Genomic DNA, 22,578 nt, shown 5'->3' with positions numbered 1-22,578 from the left:
CGTATTTATTGAATCATCCATCTCTGATCTTACGTACGATGAATATATTGAATGGCTTCAATCAGACGATCGATATCATGTACGGTAGATCGATATCCAACACTAGCACGTACAGCCCCTGTATTTAAAGTCCCTGCTGATATATGAGCAAGTGGAGTGCAATGCATTCCTGCTCGTACCGCTATGCCAAATTCTCGATCTAAGCGAAAAGCGATTTCTGCACTGTCTTTATGCTCCATTATAAAAGATACAATACCTGTACGTTCTTTGCCAAGTTCAGGTCCCAAAACATGTACACTCGGGATATTTAATAACTTTTCGATCATCATTTGCGATAACTGTTGCTCTTCTTTAGCAATATTAACCACTGAACGCTCTAACACATACCGAGCACCTGCCTGTAGACCTGCTATACCGGGCGTATTAGGTGTTCCTGCTTCATAGCGATCCGGTCTTACAGTCGGTTGATTGATCTCTTCTGATTGGCTACCAGTGCCTCCATAGATCCAGGGGTGAAGATCCATATCAGGTGCTATATATAAACCACCTGTTCCTTGCGGGCCTAACAATCCTTTATGACCTGGAAAAGCAGCCATATCAATTTGCCATGCTGATAACGATACAGGGATATGACCAGCACTCTGAGCGATATCGACCAAAATTTTGGTTCCATGATCGTGAGCGATACTAGACAATTCAGCAACAGGTAAGATGCTACCCAATAGATTAGAACTATGATTACATACCAAAAGCCGCGTTCGCGGCGTAAAGGCTTGATTCACTTCAGCTAAATTAATATTTCCTTGAGCATTTACAGCAATATACGTCACTTCTATACCGATACTACGTCTTAGCGCTTCTAAAGGTCGACGTACAGAATTATGTTCTGTCATCGTCGATATCACATGATCTCCTGCTTCTAGATACCCTTGAATAGCCATATTCAGAGCTACTGTAGTATTGGCTGTAAAAGCAATATCTACAGGGTTATGTACATCTAGAAGTTGGGATAATGTTTTGCGACAATTAAATAATTCGCGACTCGCTTGAACAGCCATACGATGGCTACCACGACCAGGATTAGCAGAAGCTTGTTCTAACGCATATAACAACGCTTGACTCACTTCAGGCGGCTTAGGAAAAGATGTAGCTGCATGATCTAGATAGATTACATTTTGAGTCTCATGATATTGAGCTGACAATGTAGCATCCTCCTGCTTACATCTGATTTAGCATTTCTAACAATCGTTCTAAATCTTGCTTACTGTAATAATTCAATTCGATTTTGCCTTTGTCTTTGTTGCTATGTTTAATTTTAACAGTCGTCTGAAAACGGTCACGTAACGTTTCTTCAACGTCTACCAGATAAGGATCTGTTTTTTTGATTTTACTTTTAGTTGAATCTTCTTTCTTTTTGTCTAGGTTCTGAACTGCTTCTTCTAGTTGGCGTACATTCCAAGCTTGTTCAATAGCTTTATTAGCCAGAGCAATAATCAGTTCTTCTTTTTTAACACTGACTAATGAACGGGCATGTCCCATTGATAATGTTCCACGTGAAACATGTTCTTTGACAGCATCAGGCAGTGATAATAATCGTAAAAAGTTAGCGATATGAGAACGAGATTTGCCGACTTTGGTCGCTAATTCTTCTTGCGTCATTTTGAACTCTTCCATCAGAGCTTGATAAGCAGTAGCTACTTCCAGTGCATTTAAGTTTTCACGCTGTACATTTTCGATTAATGCTATTTCCATCACTTGTTGATCTGTAAAGCTACGAATGACTGTCGGAATCGACTTTTTACCGGCTACTTCTGAAGCACGATACCGACGTTCTCCGGCAATAATTTCGTATCCTTTTAACACTTTACGTACAATAATTGGTTGAATAACCCCGTGCTGACTGATCGATTCTGCTAATTCTTGAATCGACTCATGATCGAAATGTTTACGCGGTTGATATGGATTAGGACGTAATTCTTTTAAGCTAACTTCTATAATTTTATCGTCATCACTTACAGATAATGAAGGAATCAGCGCATCTAGCCCCTTACCAAGACGTTTACTCATAAGAAACCACTTCCTTTGCCAGCTCTAAATAAACTTCTGCTCCTTTAGAACGAGGATCATAAGTAATAATCGCTTTACCATGTGAAGGTGCTTCACTCAAGCGAACATTACGCGGAATAATAGTCCGGTATACTTTATCTTGGAAATATTTTTTAACTTCTTCAATGACTTGAATACCTAGATTGGTACGTGCATCTAGCATCGTTAACAATACGCCTTCGATCTGAAGATCAGTATTCAAATGTTTTTGTACCAAGCGAACTGTGTTTAATAGCTGGCTTAGCCCTTCCAAAGCATAATATTCACATTGAATCGGAATCAACACAGAGTCTGCTGCGGTTAACGAATTGATCGTCAAAATACCAAGCGATGGTGGGCAATCAATCAATATATAATCATAATCTTGTTTGACCTGACTGATCGCATTTTTCAAGCGCAATTCTCTTGATATCGCTGGCACTAATTCAACTTCTGCTCCTGCAAGCTGTATTGTAGCCGGAATAATATGCAATCCTTCGATTACAGTTGTTTTGATTGTATCTTTCGGGGCAACATCGTTAATAATAATATCGTAAATACAATTTTCAACATCTGCTTTATTGATACCTACTCCACTGGTTGTATTTCCCTGTGGATCAATATCGATTAACAGAACCCGCTTCCCCAAAGTCGCCAGACAAGCTCCCAGATTGACAGATGTGGTTGTTTTACCAACGCCACCTTTTTGATTCGCTATAGCTATAATTTTTGACAACTCATTCACCCCAATATTATGAAATTCGCTTGATGATAACAATGATTATTCCGTTCTATACTAACAGCCGAGGTGTGTATAAAAAATTCGCTGTTAGCGCTTTGGTATCTTTATCACAATTTCATAATGGTCTTCATGATCTTGTTCAGATGTATTAATAGCGAGCCCTGATCCAGACACAAGATCAATCGATTGGCGAATTGTATTCAATGCTAGTCTTACATCTTTGGTGTACGAGATCCGTTTGGATTTTTTAACAGTATTTGTTTTCTCTTTATAAAAAGCTACACGAGCTTCTGTTTGTTTTACATTCAATTCTTTTTCAATAATGTCATTCAATACACGAAGTTGTAACTCTTCACTTCCAAGCGATAATAAAGCGCGAGCATGTCGTTCAGTAACTTGACGAGCCATTAATGCTTGCTTGATCACATCAGGTAAATTTAAAAGCCTAATTTTGTTCGCAATCGTAGACTGGCTTTTACCCAAGCGTTGAGCCAAACTTTCCTGAGTCAGATCATGCAGATCAATTAATTTTTGATAAGCCATCGCTTCTTCGATCGCTGTTAATCCTTCACGTTGCAAATTCTCGATCAAAGCGATCGAAGCTGCTTGTGAATCATTGAACTCTCGAACAATAGCTGGAATCGTTGGCATACCTAATTTGGTAACCGCCCGATAGCGTCGTTCACCTGCAATAATTTCGTATTTATTATTACGAATACGTACAACAATAGGCTGAATTACACCATGAGTTTTGATCGTCTGGCACAATTCTTCGATTTTAGCATCATCAAAAATAGTACGGGGTTGATACGGGCTAGTTGTAATATTCGCAACCGGTATCTGTTTGACTTCTTCCCCATGTGCGCGTTCAGTCAAGCCAAACAATTTGGAAAATTGTTCTTTCATTCGGTATAAGACCACCTAATCTCATGATAGCAACACCTGAATAACAGATGTACTTGATAATACGAATAAGACATTCAACTAATTTCCTTGTACTTCCATCTATATTATTTTAGCACTTTTCAACCCATAATCCTATGATAGAACAACAAAAATTGTGACTAAAATTATAGTGATCTATATTCAAACATAACAAAAAGTTGTACAGCATGTTCCACGTGAAACAATGCTATACAACTTTTGTACAAAGACTATTCTAGTCATGATCAAGCTATCACATATTAGCCTAACGGTTCTTTCATCGGTGTACCTGCTTTGCGCGGATACTTGGCTGGTGTAGCGGCTTCTTTAGTAATAAGAATAATATGACGATCCGATTCTTCAACAGGCAATTGGAAATGATGAACTTCACGAACTTTTCCTTTTAACAATCCTAGACTGCGAAAAGCATGCTGAATTTCTTCAGCAGGATCGATCCCTTTCATCGCTGCAAATGTACCCCCTGTTTTTACAAACGGTAAGCAAAATTCATTTAATACCGAAAGTTTAGCAACTGCTCTAGCGGTTACTAGATCGTGATGATCACGATAACCTTCTTTTTGTCCCCACTCTTCTGCACGACCATGAATCAATTCCACATCCTGTAGTCCCAGACGATTCACTACACTTTGCAAAAACTGAATCCGTTTATTAAGCGAATCAATAATCCGTAGCTTGATATGTGGAAACATAATTTTAAGCGGAATACCTGGAAATCCAGCACCTGATCCGATATCAGCAAGTGTCTGTATTTCATTCAAATCCATATAAAAAGCAAGAGAAATGGAATCATAAAAATGCTTATTATACACTTGATCTCGTTCAGTGATGCCAGTCAAATTCATTTTTTCATTCCACGTAATTAACTCTTGATAATACCCTTCAAACTGTTCTAATTGTTGCTCATTAATTGCAATATGTTGTGCTGCTAATGTGTCAGTAAAATGCTGTTGAATTGGATCCATTCCTTACCCCCGTGCTGCGGTTACCCGATTATAGTGTTCTAGATATACAAGTAGAACTGAAATATCTGCTGGTGTTACGCCAGATATCCGTGAAGCTTGTCCGATTGATAAAGGGCGGATTTTAGCCATTTTTTGTTGAGCTTCTGTAGCTAATCCTTTTACTTCTTCATAGACAATCGTTTCAGGCAATTTCTTTTGTTCCATTTTTTTCAGACGTTCGACATGAGATTGTTGTTTTTCAATATAACCTGCATATTTGATCTGAATCTCAACTTGCTCTTTCATATCTTCTGTTAATGGTTCAGGTGAAGGCGATACTGCTTCAATAATGCTATACGATACTTCTGGACGACGAAGCACTGTTAGTAGATCTACACCATTTTGTAGAGCAGACGAATCGATCGTTGCTAACAATTCATTGATCTCGACAGGTTTTACTTTTGTTTTGCTAAGACGTTGAATCTCTTGCTCTACTTTAGCTTTTTTGTCCAAAAACTTCTGATAACGATCTTCTTTAACCAGACCAATATCATGTCCAATTTCGGTTAAACGCATATCGGCATTATCATGACGAAGCAACAAGCGATATTCTGCACGTGAAGTCAGTAGACGGTAAGGTTCGTTAGTTCCTTTAGTCACTAGATCATCGATCAATACACCGATATATCCTTGTGAACGATCTAATACAACGCCTTCTTTACCTTGTGCTTTGCGTGCAGCATTGATTCCAGCCATAATCCCTTGACCTGCTGCTTCTTCATAACCAGATGTACCATTGATTTGTCCAGCTGTGAACAATCCAGGCATTTGTTTGGTTTCAAGTGTAGGCCACAATTGTGTAGGCACCATTGCATCATATTCGATTGCATATCCGTTACGCATCATTTCTACTTTTTCCAATCCCGGAATCGAGCGCAATACTTGCAATTGCACTTCTTCAGGCAGACTGGTAGAAAGACCTTGTACATAATATTCAGACGTATTTTTACCTTCTGGTTCTAGGAAAATCTGATGTTTTGGTTTATCGCTAAAACGAACAATTTTATCTTCAATAGACGGACAGTAACGTGGCCCTGTTCCTTCGATCATACCCGAGAACATCGGTGCCCGATGAAGATTGTCGCTAATAATTTGATGCGTTTCTAAAGAAGTATATGTTAACCAGCAAGGCATTTGCTCATTGCTTGACGATTCGGTTTCATAAGAGAAAAATTTAACTTTATCATCACCTGGTTGAATTTCTGTTTTGGAGAAATCAATACTATCACGATGCACACGTGGTGGTGTACCTGTTTTGAAGCGAACCAATTCAAAACCTAGCTCTTTCAAATGTTCTGACAATTTGATTGAAGGTTGTTGATTGTTCGGACCACTTTCATAAGCCAATTCGCCCATAATGACTTTACCACGTAAATACGTGCCTGTTGTCAATACGATTGATTTACCTTTATACGTTGTACCTGTCTTCGTAATAACTCCTGTGCACTGTCCATCTTCAACGATAAGACGCTCTACCATACCTTGACGAAGCGTCAAATTAGGCTCTTCTTCCATCGTTTCTTTCATCGTATGCTGATATGAAAATTTGTCTGCTTGTGCACGTAGCGCATGTACAGCAGGACCTTTAGCTGTATTTAACATCCGCATTTGAATAAATGTTTTATCGATATTGCGTCCCATTTCGCCGCCAAGCGCATCAATTTCACGTACCACATGCCCTTTAGCCGGTCCACCTATAGAAGGATTACATGGCATAAATGCCACCATATCCAGATTAATCGTAATCATCAATGTACTGCATCCCATACGTGCCGCCGCAAGTGCTGATTCACAACCTGCATGCCCTGCACCGATTACAATAACATCATATTCTCCACCCATATATGTCATGGAGTGTACCTCCTCTATATTTCAAGTCATACAGTTTTGCTGCACAACTAAACATTATATTATTTATAGCTCACGTCAGATTGAATCATACTCAAGCCTACACTCAAGTATATCGTAAAACAACCACACTCATGTGATAAAATCGTAAATTTAACGCAATTTTTAAATGTTTATGTTACAAAACGCTGTATAACGACTTATTTTCCCAGACAAAATTGCGAGAAAATTTGATCAATCAACGAATCTGGAGCAGAATCGCCTATAATTTCCCCTAATTGTTCCCATGCTAGACGCACATCAATTTGAATCAAATCGATTGGAATCATATCATCAGACGCTTGATACGCATCTTGTAACGAACGTTTCGCTTGTTTGAGCAGTGCAATATGGCGCACATTACTTACATACGTCAGATCAGCCGATTCTAATTTACCGCCAAAAAATAATGTTGAGATTGCTTCTTCTAACTTATCAATACCTTTTTGATCTTTCACAGACATCGTAACAATACTTTCTTTCGGGAAATACTCTTCCAATTTCACCAGATCCAACTGACGATACAGATCCATTTTATTCACAATAATAATAACCTGACGATCTTTCAATTGTTCTAATAACTGAATTTCATCTTCATGTAGAGCTTCATTGTGATTAAGTACCAGTAAGATTAGATCCGCTTCACTTACAGCAGTACGGGAACGTTCAACACCAATCTTTTCTACTACATCAATCGTTTCTCGAATGCCTGCCGTATCTAACAATTTCAAAGGAATATTGTTAATCGTTACGAACTCTTCTATAACATCACGAGTGGTACCCGGAATATCAGTAACAATAGCGCGATTATCTTGCGCTAGCGTATTAAGCAGTGAAGATTTGCCTACATTTGGTCGCCCTACAATTGCGGTTGTAATGCCTTCACGCAGAATCTTACCTTCATTAGCGGTACGTAGTAATTCATCGATCCCACCGATCACTTCAAGTGATTTTTGTTTGATAAAATCAGAAGTAACTGATTCTACATCATGTTCAGGATAATCAATATTCACTTCAATATGAGCAACCATTTCGATTAATATCTGTTGGAGTGGTTTGATCTGACGGGATAACTTCCCTTCCACCTGACGCAATGCTACCGAAAAAGCTTTGTCTGATTTGGAACGAATCAAATCGATTACACCTTCAGCTTGCGACAAATCGATCCGTCCATTTAAAAACGCACGCTTGGTAAATTCTCCTGGTTCTGCAATTCGAATCTGTTGTTGCAGTAGAAGCTCCATCAGACGACGTACAGACACAACCCCACCATGCGAACTGATTTCAACCACATCTTCAGTAGTAAATGAACGAGGTGCACGCATAATCGTCACCAGTACTTCTTCCATTTTTTCACCTGAATCAGGATCAATAATATATCCATAATGTACAGTATGACTATCAGCATCAACTAATTTTTGTTTTCCTCGAAAAAGTTGATCCACTTCTCCGATCGACTGTGGTCCACTGACACGAATAACTGCTATCCCGGCTTCTCCGACAGCAGTAGATATAGCAGCAATAGTATCACTTATCATAATGATGATTCACCTTTCTTTCTCCAAAATTAAAATCAATATCTTCCTAACTAAATAAAAAGCAATGATCTTCTGCCCGAAAGGCAAAAAATCATTGCATGACGTTTACTCATTATCGAAGTGTAATCACTACACGGCGATTAGGTTCTTCGCCTTTACTGATCGTTTTCACACGAGCATGGTTTTGAAGTTTGGCATGAATCACTTTACGTTCCTGCGAAGACATAGGTTCCAGTACCACTTCTTTTCCACTACGAATCACTCTACCTGCCAAACGATCTGCTAAATCTTCTAATGTTTTCCGGCGACGTTCGCGGAAATTTTCAGCATCTAACAAAATGCGTACATATTTGTCTGAATAACGATTGGCTACAATATTTACTAGATATTGAAGAGCATCTAACGTTTGACCGCGGCGACCTATCAGTAGCCCCAGATCATTACCCGAGATATTCATCGTATATCCATCACGATTGCGCTTAATATCAACTTCTAATTCAAGACCTATACTTTGACCGACTTCTTTGACAAATTGTATGGCTTCATCATGAGAATGAGTAGATGCACTGCCTTCCTTGTCTGCTATCTCTGTAATTGATGGAGATGCAGTAGAACGATCTTCCAGGGAGACAGGGACAGCAGGGCTGGAAGGAATCTGCACAGTCGGCTTAGATGACAACAGTGTCAATTCTACTTTGGCAGGTTTCGCTCCAAATAGACCCAGGAATCCTTTTGACGGCTGTTGCAATATTTGCACTTGCACTTGTTCCTTACTCGCACTTAGACGGGTAAGCCCTTCTGCTATAGCATCATCAATGGTTTTTCCAGACGTAATGACTGTGGTCATTTCGAAATTGGGCCCTCCCTTGTGGTGCTCAGAATGTAAAAACGATAGATCGATAATACGTTACATCTATAGTTAGAACGCTGCCCCGGGGAACAGCGCTCCAATAGAATTTCTTAACGACGTTTCTTTTTCGATTTTTTCTTGTTACGAGCTTTGTTGTTAGCAATTTTGCGAGCAGCACTTGTTGTATCTGTAACTGCGCCCAGATCAGTAACGACTGTATTTTTGTTACGATACAAGAAATAGTTCTGTACGATCGTGTAAATATTACTGTATACCCAGTACAGCGGAAGTGCTGATGGGAATTGATAAGACATGACGAAAATGATGATCGGATACATATACATCATAATTTTCATAGGACCCTGCATTTGCGCCGGGTTCATACTCATCATCATTTTAGTTTGAAGGAATGTAGTGATTGCAGCGATAACCGGCAAAATAAACCATTTATCCGGTTCACCTAGTTGTAACCATAAAAACGTATGCTCACGAAGCCCTGTGTTGTAGATAATCGCATTATACAAAGCGATAAAAACAGGCATCTGAATAATCAATGGTAAACAGCCGGCAGCCGGGTTAACCTGATTTTCCTGGAATAACTTCATTGTTTCAGCTTGTTGTCTTTGTGGATCATCTTTGTATTCTTCGCGCAATTTTTGTAATTGCGGTTGAATTGCTTGCATTGCTTTAGAACTTTTGACTTGTTTTAACGTCAATGGCAAAATCAATGTACGTACGATAAGCACCAGAACCAAAACCGCCAGACCATATTCTCCGCCAAACCAATCAGCGAAAGTGTCTAAAGCGTAGGCAAACCAGTACACGACGTAACGTTGCCACCAACCTCCGTTCTGTAAATCCTCTGTCGAATGCGTTGCCATATTAGTCGGTGTACAACCCGCTAAAATAGCCATCATCAATCCGGCAGCTATGAGGAGCATCCATCTTCCTCTGCGAATCTTCAATAACGACACTTCAAAACCCCTCTCTTAGCCATTCCATTTCCCTGCAAATCATACCATATTTAGCAACACAAATAAACTGAAAGCACTACCGTTGTGAACGCTTAATTAAAGAAGATTTACGTAGGACGTGGAGGATACTTTTTTCAAGCTCCTTATATTGTAGAGAAAGTGCACCTTTGCGTACGATAAATACCATATCGATCTGCGGTACAATCTCAGCAGCATGATGACGCACAATTTCTTTCACCATACGACGCATCCGATTACGGACAACTGCATTCCCTACCTTTTTACTGACAGACACACCCATCCGAAATTGTTCAATATCTTTTTTATGAAACCAATACACCACAAATTGATGGTTTGCAAAAGAACGACCATGACGGTATACACGGCTGAAATCTGCTCGGTTCCGTAAACGCAGTTTTTTTTGCACCGTAATTTCCCCTTAATTTCAAAACAAGAATAGTAGACTTCTTTTATATATAGTAAATGAAAAACTTTTTTATCATTATTTTGAGTGTAAAGAAAAAAAGACCACCGCAGTGGTCTTAAAGTAATTTACGCGCTTAGGACTTTTCTGCCTTTAAGGCGACGAGCCGCCAGCACTTTACGGCCATTTTTAGTACTCATTCTTTTACGGAATCCGTGTACTTTACTACGTTTTCTTACGTTAGGTCTGAATGTTGGTCTCATATTGTGCACCTCCTTGCAGGAAATCTATATTCCATATTTAATTGGTTCTATTCACATAAAAATTCCCTTATACATTTAAACACGAAATGTCTATATAAGTCAATGAAATTTCATTTATTACATTTGTCCTATTTTCTTTATATGTAGAAAGAGGGAATACGTAACATAAATTATCTTTATCCACCATGCTTATTTTCAAGCAAAAAACTCCTCATTTTTCGGTTTATCCACAGGGTTCTTTTCCTGCTCTTTTTTCCACAGTTATACACTTTCTAAAAATCTGCCTGTGTATAATTAAAAAATTTTTCCACAACCAAAAAGTTTGTTCCAAACAATTTATAAACAATATCTAGTGGTGTGCATAAGTTTTATACACAACAGATTGAATTTGTGGATAAATTATCGGTTTTCGTTGAAATAAAGGGTTCTTTTTGGTATTATTATATTGTTTTTGACTGTGAATAGATTATTCTAACCTAAAAATTATCAACAGCCTGTGGATAAAGTTGTGAACAATTTCTTCTTATCCTTTTTTTAGTTTATCCACCTTCTGGTATTCTGGGGATAATTCTACGCCATTCATTATAATTATCATTTTCAATATTTCCGATATCCGCGCATGGCTTCAGCCACACATTGGAAGTTTAAAAGGAGTGACAGTCTGTGGACAGCCATACTTCCGAATTATGGCAGCAAATATTATCCATTATTCAAACAAAGCTGAGTAAGCCTAGCTTTGACACCTGGTTCAAAGCAACCAAAGCGCTGACTTTTACCGAGAACTCAATTGTAATTTCAGCACCAACCACTTTTGCTGTAGAATGGCTTGAAAGCCGGTATACCAAATTGGTAAGTTCAACCGTTTTTGAATTTTTGGGAAGACAAGTAGATGTGAAGTTTGTGATCGAAGAAGCACTTCCTGAGGAATCGCTTTTACCTGCACAGACTCAATCGCAACCTGCTATTTCGATGCGAGAAGAACCACTTGCTAATATGCTAAACACCAAATATACATTTGATACATTTGTAATTGGTGCTGGTAATCGTTTTGCGCATGCTGCTTCATTAGCGGTAGCCGAAGCACCTGCCAAAGCATATAATCCATTATTTTTGTACGGCGGCGTAGGACTGGGCAAAACTCATCTAATGCACGCAATCGGACATTATATTTTGGAGCATAATCCAAATAGCAAAGTGGTATACATTTCTTCCGAGAAATTTACAAACGAATTTATTAATGCTATTCGTGACAACCGCGGGGAAAGTTTCCGCAACAAATACCGCAATATTGATATTTTGTTGATCGATGATATTCAATTTTTAGCGGGCAAAGAACAGACACAAGAAGAATTTTTCCATACGTTTAATGCACTGCATGAAGAACGTAAGCAGATCATTATTTCTAGTGATCGACCGCCAAAAGAAATTCCAACACTTGAAGAAAGACTTCGTTCACGGTTTGAATGGGGATTGATTACTGATATTCAGCCTCCAGATCTAGAGACACGCATCGCTATTTTGCGGAAAAAAGCGAAAGCGGAGAATTTAGATATTCCGAATGAAGCGATGGTCTATATTGCTAATCAGATTGATACGAATATTCGCGAACTAGAAGGTGCTTTGATTCGTGTTGTCGCTTATTCGTCACTAACCAATCAAGATGTAACTTCTCATCTCGCTGCTGAAGCGCTCAAAGATATTATTCCGTCCAGCCGTCCACGAATGATTACGATTCAAGATATTCAACAAAAAGTTGGCGAATTTTATAATTTGAAAATGGAAGATTTTAAAGCCCGTAAAAGAACCAAAGCTGTGGCTTATCCACGCCAAATTGCGATGTATTTATCACGGGAATTAACAGATTATTCTCTGCCTAAGATTGGGGAAGCTTTCGGGGGACGAGATCATACTACCGTAATCCATGCGCATGAGAAAATTTCAAGAACGCTTAAGATTGATCAGGAGTTGTTCAAAGTTGTGAATAACTTAACGGAAAAGATTAAAAATCCATCCTGAATAAGTCACAAGCCTATACACAATCTATACACATGTGGATAGGCTTACTTACACGTGGGTTTGAAGGGGTTATCCACATATCCACTGCCCCTACTACGATTACTATAAAGATTTAATATATATCTTCTTAATAAAAACACGTTCTGAAATTCATCAAATGACTTCAAACATTTGTGATAAAGATGAACCTTGCTGATTAGGAGTGAAACCATGAAGATCCAAATTTCCAAAAGTTATTTGAATGAATCGATACAACATGTTTCCAAAGCCATTTCGAGCCGTACAACGATCCCTATTTTGACAGGGATCAAATTTGATGTTTCGTATACAGGTGTCACGTTAACTGCAAGTGATACAGATATTTCGATCCAATCCTTTATTCCTGCTGAAGACAATGACAAAACGATCGTACAAATTGATCGTGCAGGCAGCGTTGTTTTACCTGCTAAATTTTTCGTAGAAATTATCAAAAAACTTCCTTCTTCTGAAATCGAAATGGAAGTTCGTGACGGTTTTCAAACGTTTATTCGTTCAGGTGCTACAGATATCCAGCTGGTAGGACTAGATCCAGAAGAATTCCCTGTTCTTCCAAGCATCGAAGAAAATCAACAAATCTCTATTCCAGGCGATCTGCTCAAAAATATGATTAAACAGACTGCTTTCTCTATTTCTACACAAGAAACAACGCCTATTTTGACAGGGGTACTTTGGAATCTAAACGAAAGTGAACTCAAATTCGTTGCTACAGACCGCCATCGGTTAGCAAGTCGTACTGTTCATATGAGCGAAGATACAGGAGTACGTTTTAGCAATGTTGTTATCGCTGGTAAAACGTTAAACGAATTAAGCAAAATTATTCCTGACCAAAACACATTATTAGATATCGTTGTAGCGGATAATCAGGTATTATTTAAAATTGATCGTGTGCTTTTCTATTCCCGTATACTGGACGGAACATATCCGGATACATCCAAAATCATTCCGACCAATTTCAAAACAGAAATCGTTATCGATACCAAAAAATTAGCCGATTCAATCGATCGTGCGTATTTGCTTTCTCGTGAAGAAAAAACTAATATCGTGCGTATGCAAACATTGGACAATGGAGCTGTTGAAATTTCCTCCAGTTCTTCCGAGCTTGGTAAAGTAACGGAACAGCTTGAAGTTGCTCGTTTTGAAGGCGAACCATTACGCATTTCTTTCAACTCCAAATATATGTTGGATGTGCTAAAAGTGATCGAAAGTGAACAATTAGCGATTCAATTTACAGGTGTAATGAGCCCGATCATTATCAAACCGCAAGATGATAGCCGCAGTCTGTATATCATTTTGCCTTACCGTACAACCAACTAATCCAATCATCACAAACCAAAGGATTAAATAAAATAGCCAGGTATTTTGCAACAAGTTCCTGATCTGTTACCAATCATGAGAACCGTTGATAAATACCTGGCTATTCATATCCATCACCTATTTTGCTCTACGAAAGGACGATACTTTTCTCATGGAACATATCACAATATCCACAGAATATATTAAGCTTGATCAATTTTTAAAATTAGCAGGTTGTATATCCACAGGCGGTAGTGCCAAAGCTCTTTTGCAAGAACAAATGGTACAGGTAAACGGAGAATTAGAAGAACGTCGCGGACGCAAATTGTACCCTGGGGATGAAGTCCAGGTGCAGGGAGAGGGCTCATACAAAGTACAAAGTGAACAATAATCTGGAGGACCTCATCCATGTTTATTAACGAAGTCAGTCTGCAAAACTATCGCAATTATGATCATCTCCACCTGGATTCCTTCGCTGCTGTCAATTTGTTTATCGGGCAAAATGCTCAAGGTAAAACAAATTTGATCGAAGCTCTTTTCGTTTTGGCACTTTCCAAATCTCATCGAACCAATAAAGATAAAGAACTGATTGCTTTTCATGCCGAACAAGCTCGAATTACATGTGAAGCTGAAAAAAAATACGGTAAAGTCAAATTAGAGTTAAACTTTACGAACAAAGGCAAACGTGCTAAAATCAACGGTCTGGAACAACGCAAATTAAGTGAATTTGTAGGAACGATCAATGCGGTGATGTTTGCACCAGAAGATTTAGAAATTGTTAAAGGATCTCCTGGAGTACGTCGCCGTTTTTTAGATATGGAGATTGGTCAAGTTCAACCAAGCTATCTTTTCCATTTGCAGCAATACCAGAAAATTTTAATCCAGCGTAACAATTATTTAAAACAAGCATGGAGCGCAGGGTCTAAAGATTCTACAATGCTTGATATTTGGAATGAGCAGTTAGTCGAACATGGCGTCAAAATTATCAAAAAACGAAAACAGTTTATCCACAAGCTTCAAGGCTGGGCAGAAACTATCCACATGGGGATAACTGGCGGCAAAGAGAATTTGATTCTTTCGTATGTCCCTTCGTTTGGCACTGCGGATGAGGAAGATGAAGCTGTCTTATTTGAGCAATTTATGGTAAAATTATCACAAGTGAAAGAACAGGAATATCGTCGTGGAGCAACACTTGCAGGTCCACATCGTGATGATCTAACTTTTCATATCAATGGCAATGAAGCAGCTGTTTTTGGTTCTCAGGGACAACAGCGTACAACCGCCCTGTCATTGAAATTAGCAGAGATCGAATTGATACGTGAAGAAATTGGAGAATACCCTATTCTTTTGCTAGACGATGTTTTATCTGAACTGGATCCTTATCGTCAGACACAACTGATCGAAACCTTTCAAGGTAAAGTACAGACATTTATTACAGCAACCGGAATCGAAAGTTTAAATACAGAGCGTCTTAAAGAAGCTCAGATTTTCCATGTCCATCAAGGACACGTTGAGAAGTAGGGAGGACTACAGACTATGTATATTCACTTGGGCGGCGAGAAGATTATCCGTTCCTCGGAGCTTGTCGCGATTTTTGATATATCGATCGAAAAGTCTTCCAAAATTTCTAAGCAATTTGTAAATAATGCTCTTGAAAATAAAAAAGTAGAATCGATTGGTGAAGAAGAACCCAAGTCGATCGTAGTCACGAAAAACAAAGTGTACTACTCTCCTATTTCTTCCTCGACGCTCAAAAAACGAGCAAATAGTTTTTTTGTTAATGCATGAACGCAGTTGTAGATATAGCTGCCTGAAATTATAGAAGTAGGTGAAAATCGCATGTCTATGAATCAACCGGCTTATGATGCGAGCCAGATACAGGTACTTGAAGGACTAGAAGCGGTTCGCAAGCGTCCGGGTATGTACATTGGATCCACAAGCTCTAAGGGTCTTCATCACTTGGTTTGGGAAGTCGTAGATAACAGTATCGATGAAGCACTTGCAGGTCATTGTGATCACATTGAAGTGACTATTCATGAGAACAATAGTGTAACTGTTGTCGATAATGGACGTGGGATTCCTGTAGGGATTGAAGCCAAAACGCAACGTTCTGCACTAGAAGTTGTTATGACTGTTCTTCATGCCGGTGGTAAATTCGGTGGTGGAGGATACAAAGTATCAGGCGGTCTGCATGGTGTAGGTATCTCTGTTGTTAACGCACTTTCTGAACATGTTAAAGTCGTTGTCAAAACGGAAGGTCAAATTCATCAACAAGAGTATATGCGCGGAGCTCCTCAGTACGATATTAAAGTGATCGGACAAATGGGAGAAGATGAAGATACAGGAACAACTGTTACCTTTAAGCCTGACTCTGAAATCTTTACAGAAACAACGATATTCGATTACGACACATTGCTTGGTAGAATTCGTGAATTAGCTTTCCTGAACAAAGGAATAGCAATGACGATTACAGACGAACGCACAGGTGTAACCAACACCTTTAAATACGAAGGCGGTATTATCGAATATGTTCAGTATTTGAACAAAAATCGTGAAGTACTGAATGAACAACCGATCTATGTTGAAGGTTCACGCGACATGATTCAAGTTGAAGTGGCTTTGCAATATAACGAGAGCTACGCTGAGAATATTTATTCTTTTGCTAATAACATTAATACGCATGAAGGTGGTACACACGAATCTGGATTTAAAAGTGCCCTAACACGTATTATTAATGATTATGCTCGTCGTAACGGATTGCTCAAAGATAACAACGGTAATCTAACCGGTGAAGATGTTCGTGAAGGATTAACAGCGATCATTTCTGTTAAAATTCCTGAACCTCAATTTGAAGGACAGACCAAAACAAAATTGGGAAACAGTGAAGTTCGTGGGATTGTAGAATCTTTATTCTCAGAGAAACTACAAGAGTTTATGAACGAAAATCCTGCTGTTGCTCGTCGTGTACTTGAGAAGTCTTTACAAGCGTCTAGAGCACGTGAAGCTGCTCGTAAAGCGCGTGAGTTAACTCGCCGTAAAAGTGTGCTAGAAGTGAGTGCATTGCCAGGTAAACTAGCAGATTGCTCTTCCAAAGACGCTTCGATCAGCGAATTGTATATTGTCGAAGGTGACTCTGCTGGTGGATCAGCGAAGCAAGGACGTGATCGTCACTTCCAAGCGATTTTGCCTTTACGTGGTAAAATTCTAAACGTTGAAAAAGCACGTTTGGATCGTATTCTAGGTAATGCTGAGATTAGAGCAATCATTACTGCTTTAGGTACAGGTATCGGTGAAGAATTTGATCTTTCCAAAGCACGCTATCACAAAGTAATCATTATGACTGATGCTGATGTCGATGGTGCTCATATTCGTACACTGTTACTGACTTTCTTTTACCGCTATATGCGTCAACTACTGGAAGCAGGCTTTATTTATATCGCACAACCGCCTTTATTCAAAGTAGAACGCAACAAAACAGCAGTCTACGCTAACTCTGAAAAAGAGCGCGATGCGATTATTGCTGGCTTTGGCGAAAATGCTAAATTCAATGTTCAACGTTACAAAGGTTTGGGTGAGATGAATGCAACTCAACTTTGGGAAACAACGATGGACCCTGAAAGTCGTATCATGCTACAAGTAAGTATTCCTGATGCGATTTTAGCAGATACTATTTTTGATACATTGATGGGTGATAACGTAGAACCGCGTCGTGACTTTATTCAAGAGCACGCTAAATACGTAACCAACCTTGATGTATAATTCTTACTATTTATCGATTTAAAGATATAAATATGCAGTAGATAAAGAGCATCTTGTTATATACAGATGCTCTTTTATTTTTGTAGTCACTATATTTACAAAAGCTTTGAAAATCATGATGAAATACAGGACATTATCCAATAAAAATGGTATAATAAAGTGATGTAGTCGTAAGCATAGCTAGAGCGGACAACACAGTACAGAGTAGAAACTTTTAACCATATTCTGGCGACAAGAAACTTATTTTATACATTGTATAAGCAAGCATTTGTGTAAGCAAAACGAAGGCTGCAATAAGGGAGGTTAAGCTTAACATGGCGGAAGAAAAGATTTCGCAAATTAAAGATCGGGACATTGGTGTAGAAATGCGTGATTCCTTTATGGATTATGCAATGAGCATCATTGTAAGCCGGGCTTTGCCTGATGTACGTGACGGTTTGAAACCTGTGCATCGGCGTATATTATTTGCCATGTCAGAGCTTGGTATGGCTCCAGATAAACCGTATAAGAAATCAGCAAGAATCGTTGGTGAAGTTATTGGTAAGTATCACCCTCATGGTGATTCTGCGGTATACGAAACGATGGTACGGATGGCGCAAGATTTCTCTATGCGTTATATGTTAGTGGATGGTCATGGTAACTTTGGATCGATCGATGGTGATATGGCAGCAGCTATGCGTTATACAGAAGCTCGTTTGTCTAAAATTGCTATGGAAATGTTACGTGATATCAACAAAGAAACAATCGATTTTGCACCTAACTATGATGGTGAAGAAAAAGAGCCTATCGTTTTACCAGCTCGCTATCCTAACTTATTAGTAAATGGTGTGTCCGGTATTGCTGTAGGTATGGCTACCAATATTCCTCCGCATAATTTAGGCGAAGTTATAGATGGTGTACAAGCGATGATCCAGAATCCAGAGATTACTTCAATGGAACTGATGGATTATATCCAAGGCCCTGATTTCCCAACCTCTGGTTATATTTTAGGACGCTCTGGTATTCGTCAAGCGTACCAAACAGGTCGTGGATCGGTAACGATGCGTGCCAAAGCAACAATCGAGGAAAATAACAACAAAGCACGTATTGTAGTCAATGAATTACCTTATCAGGTCAACAAAGCTCGTTTAGTAGAGAAAATTGCTGAACTGGTACGTGAGAAAAGAATCGAAGGTATTACCGATCTACGTGATGAATCTGACCGTAACGGTATGCGTGTCGTTATTGAACTACGTCGTGATGTGAATCCAAGCGTAGTACTGAATAACTTGTACAAACACACAGCGATGCAATCTACATTTGGTGTGAATATGCTAGCTATCGTTAACAATGAACCTAAATTGCTAACTTTACGTGAAGTACTACATCACTATATTCAACATCAGATCGAAGTTATTCGTCGCCGTACACAATATGATCTCAAAAAAGCAGAAGCGCGCGCTCATATTTTAGATGGTTTGCGTGTAGCTTTAGATAATCTAGATGAAGTTATCCGTATGATTCGTGCTTCCAATACAAGCGATGTTGCTCGTGAAAGTCTAATTGAGCGTTTTTCTCTTAGTCTAGAGCAAGCACAAGCGATTATGGATATGCGTCTACAACGTTTAACAGGACTAGAACGTGAGAAAATCGAGAACGAATACAATGAATTGTTAGTCAAAATTGCTGAATACCGCGAAATTTTGGCAAATGAAGATTTGGTTCTTGAAATTATCAGTACAGAGCTTAATGAAATCAAAGAACGTTTTGGTGATGAGCGCCGTACAGAAATCACAGTAGGCGAAGAAAGTATTCTGGATGAAGATTTGATACCGAAAGAAGAAGTTATTGTTACAGTAACGCATACGGGTTATATCAAACGCTCACCAGTTACAACATTCCGTAGCCAAAAACGTGGTGGACGCGGTGTTATTGGGATGGATATGAAAGATACTGACTTTGTGCAGCATCTATTTGTAACCAACTCTCATAACCATCTGCTATTCTTTACAGACAAAGGTAAAGTATACCGCATCAAAGCCTATGAGATTCCTGAATTGGGACGTACAGCGCGTGGAACACCGGTCATCAACCTTATTCAGATTGAACAAGGAGAATCGGTTAACGCAGTCATTTCTGTAGAACAATTTGAAGGAGATCAACATCTATTCTTTGCAACCAAGCAAGGGGTCGTGAAAAAAACACGTTTGGATGATTACACGAATATCCGTAAAGGCGGTTTGATCGCAATCAATATGCGTGAAGATGATGAGCTGATTGAAGTCAAATTAACAGATGGCAAACAAGAAATTATCATGGGTACTTCTTATGGTATGTCTATTCGCTTCTCTGAAAGCAACGTTCGCCCTATGGGACGTAGTGCGACAGGTGTAAAAGGTATTACCCTCGATGAAGGCGATGCTGTCATTGGTATGGATATCGTTGATGATGATCAGAAAGTATTGATTGTTACATCGAAAGGTTACGGTAAACGTACACCAGGTTCTGACTACCGTATTCAGACACGCGGTGGTAAAGGAATCAAAACGATGAATGTAACCGATAAAAATGGTAAGTTAGCAGGTCTGAAAGTAGTTAAAGACGAAGAAGACCTAATGATTATCACAACAAGCGGAACATTGATTCGGATGGATATTGAAGGAATCTCTACGATGGGACGTAACACACAGGGTGTCAAACTGATTCATATTCGTGATGAAGATTCTGTAGCTACGATCTGTCGTACAGACAAAAACGAAGAAGACGAGTCACCAGACGATGAAGTATTTGCTGAAGATGCAATAGGTAGTACAGAAGAGCAAGATACTGTGCAACCAGACACTGAGCAAGAAATCGCGATCAATGATACAGAAGAAGCAGAATAATCTGTTTTAAGTACGACAAAATAAAAAGAGAACTTTCTGAAAAAGAAAGTTCTCTTTTTTTATATCTATCCACCAAAAAATAGTTAAGAAGTTTACTAAATTAGATTGAAGAAATAACAAATACCGCATATAATAAGTCTAAGTAATCAAGTCTTTAGTCCCTATTTTGTACATAAATTTTTAGAACTAGCGAATAATGAAAAATGCGATCTAAAGGTTTTTAGTATCTTAAATAGAGTGAGGTTAATCCAATGCCAGCGATATTAATTGATGATGTAACACCAGGCGTACAAATTACACACGATGTATTCACAACCCAAGGCAATTTGCTTTTTCCTAAAGGCAAAACAGTCATGCCCAAAGATATAGAAATTTTGCGTGCTTTCTTAATAGAAGAAATTAATAATGGGAAAACACCAAAAGAAGAAACGAAGACTTCTCCTGCTGAATCCAATACCACCAATGAAATAGGAGCAAAAGTCAAAGCATTACAAAAAGTATTATCGTTTGAGAAAGACTATGAAAAGATGATTACTTTACTTAAAAATGCTTTTCGGAATATGTCAGCAACAGAAATCCCTGTTTTAGAATTACGCGGGCAGCTAGAAAAGCTATTACAATATACAAGAGAATACAATGTATTAACATTTTATCCAAAAGGTATGAACAAACAAGATTACTGGTACCATAATGCAGTGCTGACCAGTCTTACTTCTTATAAAATTTCCAAATGGTTAGGGCTTCCTGCTAATGAAGGAATGCAAGTCGCTTTTGCAGGGCTTTTCCATGATATCGGTAATGCCAAAATTGATTTGGATATTTTACAAAAGCCTTCCAAACTAACATCATCAGAAGTGGAAGAAATACGTAGACACACGATGTACGGCTACGAACTCCTCAAAAATGTTAAAGGCATTAGCGAAGGGGTACGTTTAGCAGCACTACAACATCATGAGAAAGTAGATGGATCAGGGTACCCACTTCGTCTACAGGCTGATCAGATTCATATCTATGCCAAAATTGTGGGAGTCGCCGATATATTTCATGCGATGACTCTTTCCAAAACGTACAGTCAGGCACAATCGCCCTATCTTGTATTGGAACAGATCGATGCTGAAGCATTTGGCAAATTAGATCCCAAAATCGTAACCACCTTTATTAGCAAAGTAACCCAGTTTCATAATGGCACAATGGTTCGCTTAAGTAACGGTCTAATAGGAGAGATCATTTTCTCTGATCGTTCACACCCTACTCGTCCGCTTGTTTCTGTAGATGGTAACATCTACAACTTAATAGAACATCGTCAGCTATTTATTCAGGAGATTATTAAAAGAAAAGAAGCACTACAAAAAAATTAAAGAACATCTAAACTATATACAATAGATAAAAGATATCTTATTAATAGAAGATACATTAAAATAGAGGGTAGTTCATTTGCTGTAATTCAGAAAGCAAACGAACTACCCTTTATCTATTTCAAGGAAGATAACAAAACATCATCAAATAACAAGCAAAAAGCCAGTAAATACAAGCTTATAAAGCATATTATTAAATTCTTAAAAAAAGTGTTGACTACACAATACGATACATGATATATTATAAAAGTTGTCACGAACGAACGACAACACAAGCAACACATCATACGAAAACAACTTGAAAAAACACTTTAAAAAAAGTGCTTGCCAAGTGGTTGAAAACATGATATGATATAAAAGTTGTCACCGAGAAACACTGACAACGAAAAACGAAATGTTTGATCTTTGAAAACTGAACAACGAGTGAGTAAATGAAGGTCTTAGCCGACCTTTACAAAATAGAGAACTTCGGTTCTCGCCAGTTTCAAATTGAGCAAGTCAAACACTTTATGGAGAGTTTGATCCTGGCTCAGGACGAACGCT

Annotated in this window: 19 protein-coding genes; 8 read left to right on the top strand and 11 right to left on the bottom strand. The window is 38.7% G+C overall.

The window, feature by feature from the left end:
• Positions 1-29: 29 nt before the first annotated feature.
• From QCD85_RS10135 to rpmH, 11 genes are all read right to left on the bottom strand, one after another.
• On the bottom strand, positions 30-1,202 hold the full coding sequence (locus tag QCD85_RS10135) for an aminotransferase class V-fold PLP-dependent enzyme (RefSeq protein ID WP_301262509.1): 1,173 nt from the start codon (positions 1,200-1,202) through the stop codon (positions 30-32).
• Positions 1,203-1,218: 16 nt separating this feature from the next.
• On the bottom strand, positions 1,219-2,067 hold the full coding sequence (locus QCD85_RS10130) for a ParB/RepB/Spo0J family partition protein (protein ID WP_301262508.1): 849 nt from the start codon (positions 2,065-2,067) through the stop codon (positions 1,219-1,221).
• A complete protein-coding gene (locus QCD85_RS10125; protein ID WP_204825746.1) occupies positions 2,060-2,821 on the bottom strand; it encodes a ParA family protein in 762 nt (253 codons plus the stop codon). Before QCD85_RS10125 ends, QCD85_RS10130 begins: the two co-directional genes overlap by 8 nt.
• A 93-nt stretch (positions 2,822-2,914) precedes the next feature.
• The gene (gene noc, locus QCD85_RS10120) at positions 2,915-3,733 is read right to left on the bottom strand and encodes a nucleoid occlusion protein (protein ID WP_273614295.1); all 819 of its coding nucleotides are present in this window, start codon (positions 3,731-3,733) and stop codon (positions 2,915-2,917) included.
• 278 nt (positions 3,734-4,011) lie between these two features.
• Complete coding sequence (gene rsmG / locus QCD85_RS10115) at positions 4,012-4,734, bottom strand: 16S rRNA (guanine(527)-N(7))-methyltransferase RsmG (protein ID WP_273614296.1); 723 nt, start codon at positions 4,732-4,734, stop codon at positions 4,012-4,014.
• A gap of 3 nt (positions 4,735-4,737) precedes the next feature.
• Positions 4,738-6,624: a tRNA uridine-5-carboxymethylaminomethyl(34) synthesis enzyme MnmG gene (gene mnmG, locus QCD85_RS10110; RefSeq protein ID WP_301262507.1), complete on the bottom strand. Its 1,887-nt coding sequence runs from the start codon at positions 6,622-6,624 to the stop codon at positions 4,738-4,740.
• A gap of 197 nt (positions 6,625-6,821) precedes the next feature.
• Positions 6,822-8,198, bottom strand: a complete 1,377-nt coding sequence (mnmE, locus tag QCD85_RS10105; RefSeq protein ID WP_273614298.1) for a tRNA uridine-5-carboxymethylaminomethyl(34) synthesis GTPase MnmE — start codon at positions 8,196-8,198, stop codon at positions 6,822-6,824.
• 112 nt (positions 8,199-8,310) lie between these two features.
• A complete protein-coding gene (jag, locus tag QCD85_RS10100) occupies positions 8,311-9,045 on the bottom strand; it encodes an RNA-binding cell elongation regulator Jag/EloR (RefSeq protein WP_273614299.1) in 735 nt (244 codons plus the stop codon).
• Between the two features lie 113 nt (positions 9,046-9,158).
• Complete coding sequence (locus tag QCD85_RS10095; RefSeq protein WP_204825740.1) at positions 9,159-10,022, bottom strand: YidC/Oxa1 family membrane protein insertase; 864 nt, start codon at positions 10,020-10,022, stop codon at positions 9,159-9,161.
• 76 nt (positions 10,023-10,098) lie between these two features.
• A complete protein-coding gene (gene rnpA, locus QCD85_RS10090) occupies positions 10,099-10,449 on the bottom strand; it encodes a ribonuclease P protein component (RefSeq protein ID WP_069326379.1) in 351 nt (116 codons plus the stop codon).
• A gap of 125 nt (positions 10,450-10,574) precedes the next feature.
• Complete coding sequence (gene rpmH, locus QCD85_RS10085; protein ID WP_069326378.1) at positions 10,575-10,709, bottom strand: 50S ribosomal protein L34; 135 nt, start codon at positions 10,707-10,709, stop codon at positions 10,575-10,577.
• A gap of 663 nt (positions 10,710-11,372) precedes the next feature.
• Between rpmH and dnaA the strand changes: the two genes are divergently transcribed.
• From dnaA to QCD85_RS10045, 8 genes are all read left to right on the top strand, one after another.
• Positions 11,373-12,725, top strand: coding sequence for a chromosomal replication initiator protein DnaA (dnaA, locus tag QCD85_RS10080; RefSeq protein ID WP_069326377.1), 1,353 nt, complete (start codon positions 11,373-11,375; stop codon positions 12,723-12,725).
• A 210-nt stretch (positions 12,726-12,935) separates the two neighbouring features.
• On the top strand, positions 12,936-14,078 hold the full coding sequence (gene dnaN, locus QCD85_RS10075; RefSeq protein WP_273614300.1) for a DNA polymerase III subunit beta: 1,143 nt from the start codon (positions 12,936-12,938) through the stop codon (positions 14,076-14,078).
• Positions 14,079-14,229: 151 nt separating this feature from the next.
• The gene (yaaA, locus tag QCD85_RS10070) at positions 14,230-14,448 is read left to right on the top strand and encodes a S4 domain-containing protein YaaA (protein ID WP_204825738.1); all 219 of its coding nucleotides are present in this window, start codon (positions 14,230-14,232) and stop codon (positions 14,446-14,448) included.
• Positions 14,449-14,465: 17 nt separating this feature from the next.
• Positions 14,466-15,578, top strand: coding sequence for a DNA replication/repair protein RecF (gene recF / locus QCD85_RS10065; RefSeq protein WP_273614301.1), 1,113 nt, complete (start codon positions 14,466-14,468; stop codon positions 15,576-15,578).
• Between the two features lie 15 nt (positions 15,579-15,593).
• Positions 15,594-15,845: an extracellular matrix regulator RemB gene (remB, locus tag QCD85_RS10060; protein ID WP_069326373.1), complete on the top strand. Its 252-nt coding sequence runs from the start codon at positions 15,594-15,596 to the stop codon at positions 15,843-15,845.
• Between the two features lie 51 nt (positions 15,846-15,896).
• Positions 15,897-17,816 carry a DNA topoisomerase (ATP-hydrolyzing) subunit B gene (gene gyrB, locus QCD85_RS10055; protein ID WP_273614302.1) on the top strand — a complete coding sequence of 640 codons (1,920 nt, stop codon included), beginning with the start codon at positions 15,897-15,899 and terminating at the stop codon, positions 17,814-17,816.
• A gap of 314 nt (positions 17,817-18,130) precedes the next feature.
• Positions 18,131-20,680: a DNA gyrase subunit A gene (gyrA, locus tag QCD85_RS10050; protein ID WP_301262506.1), complete on the top strand. Its 2,550-nt coding sequence runs from the start codon at positions 18,131-18,133 to the stop codon at positions 20,678-20,680.
• Positions 20,681-20,931: 251 nt separating this feature from the next.
• Complete coding sequence (locus tag QCD85_RS10045) at positions 20,932-22,038, top strand: HD-GYP domain-containing protein (RefSeq protein ID WP_301262505.1); 1,107 nt, start codon at positions 20,932-20,934, stop codon at positions 22,036-22,038.
• Positions 22,039-22,578: the final 540 nt, after the last annotated feature.

It is taken from the genome of Paenibacillus sp. PsM32 (assembly GCF_030433815.1).
In the GTDB taxonomy this organism is placed as follows: domain Bacteria; phylum Bacillota; class Bacilli; order Paenibacillales; family Paenibacillaceae; genus Saccharibacillus; species Saccharibacillus kyungheensis.
The sequence above is the reverse complement of the archived record's forward strand: the minus strand, read 5'-3'. Positions and strand labels throughout refer to the sequence as shown.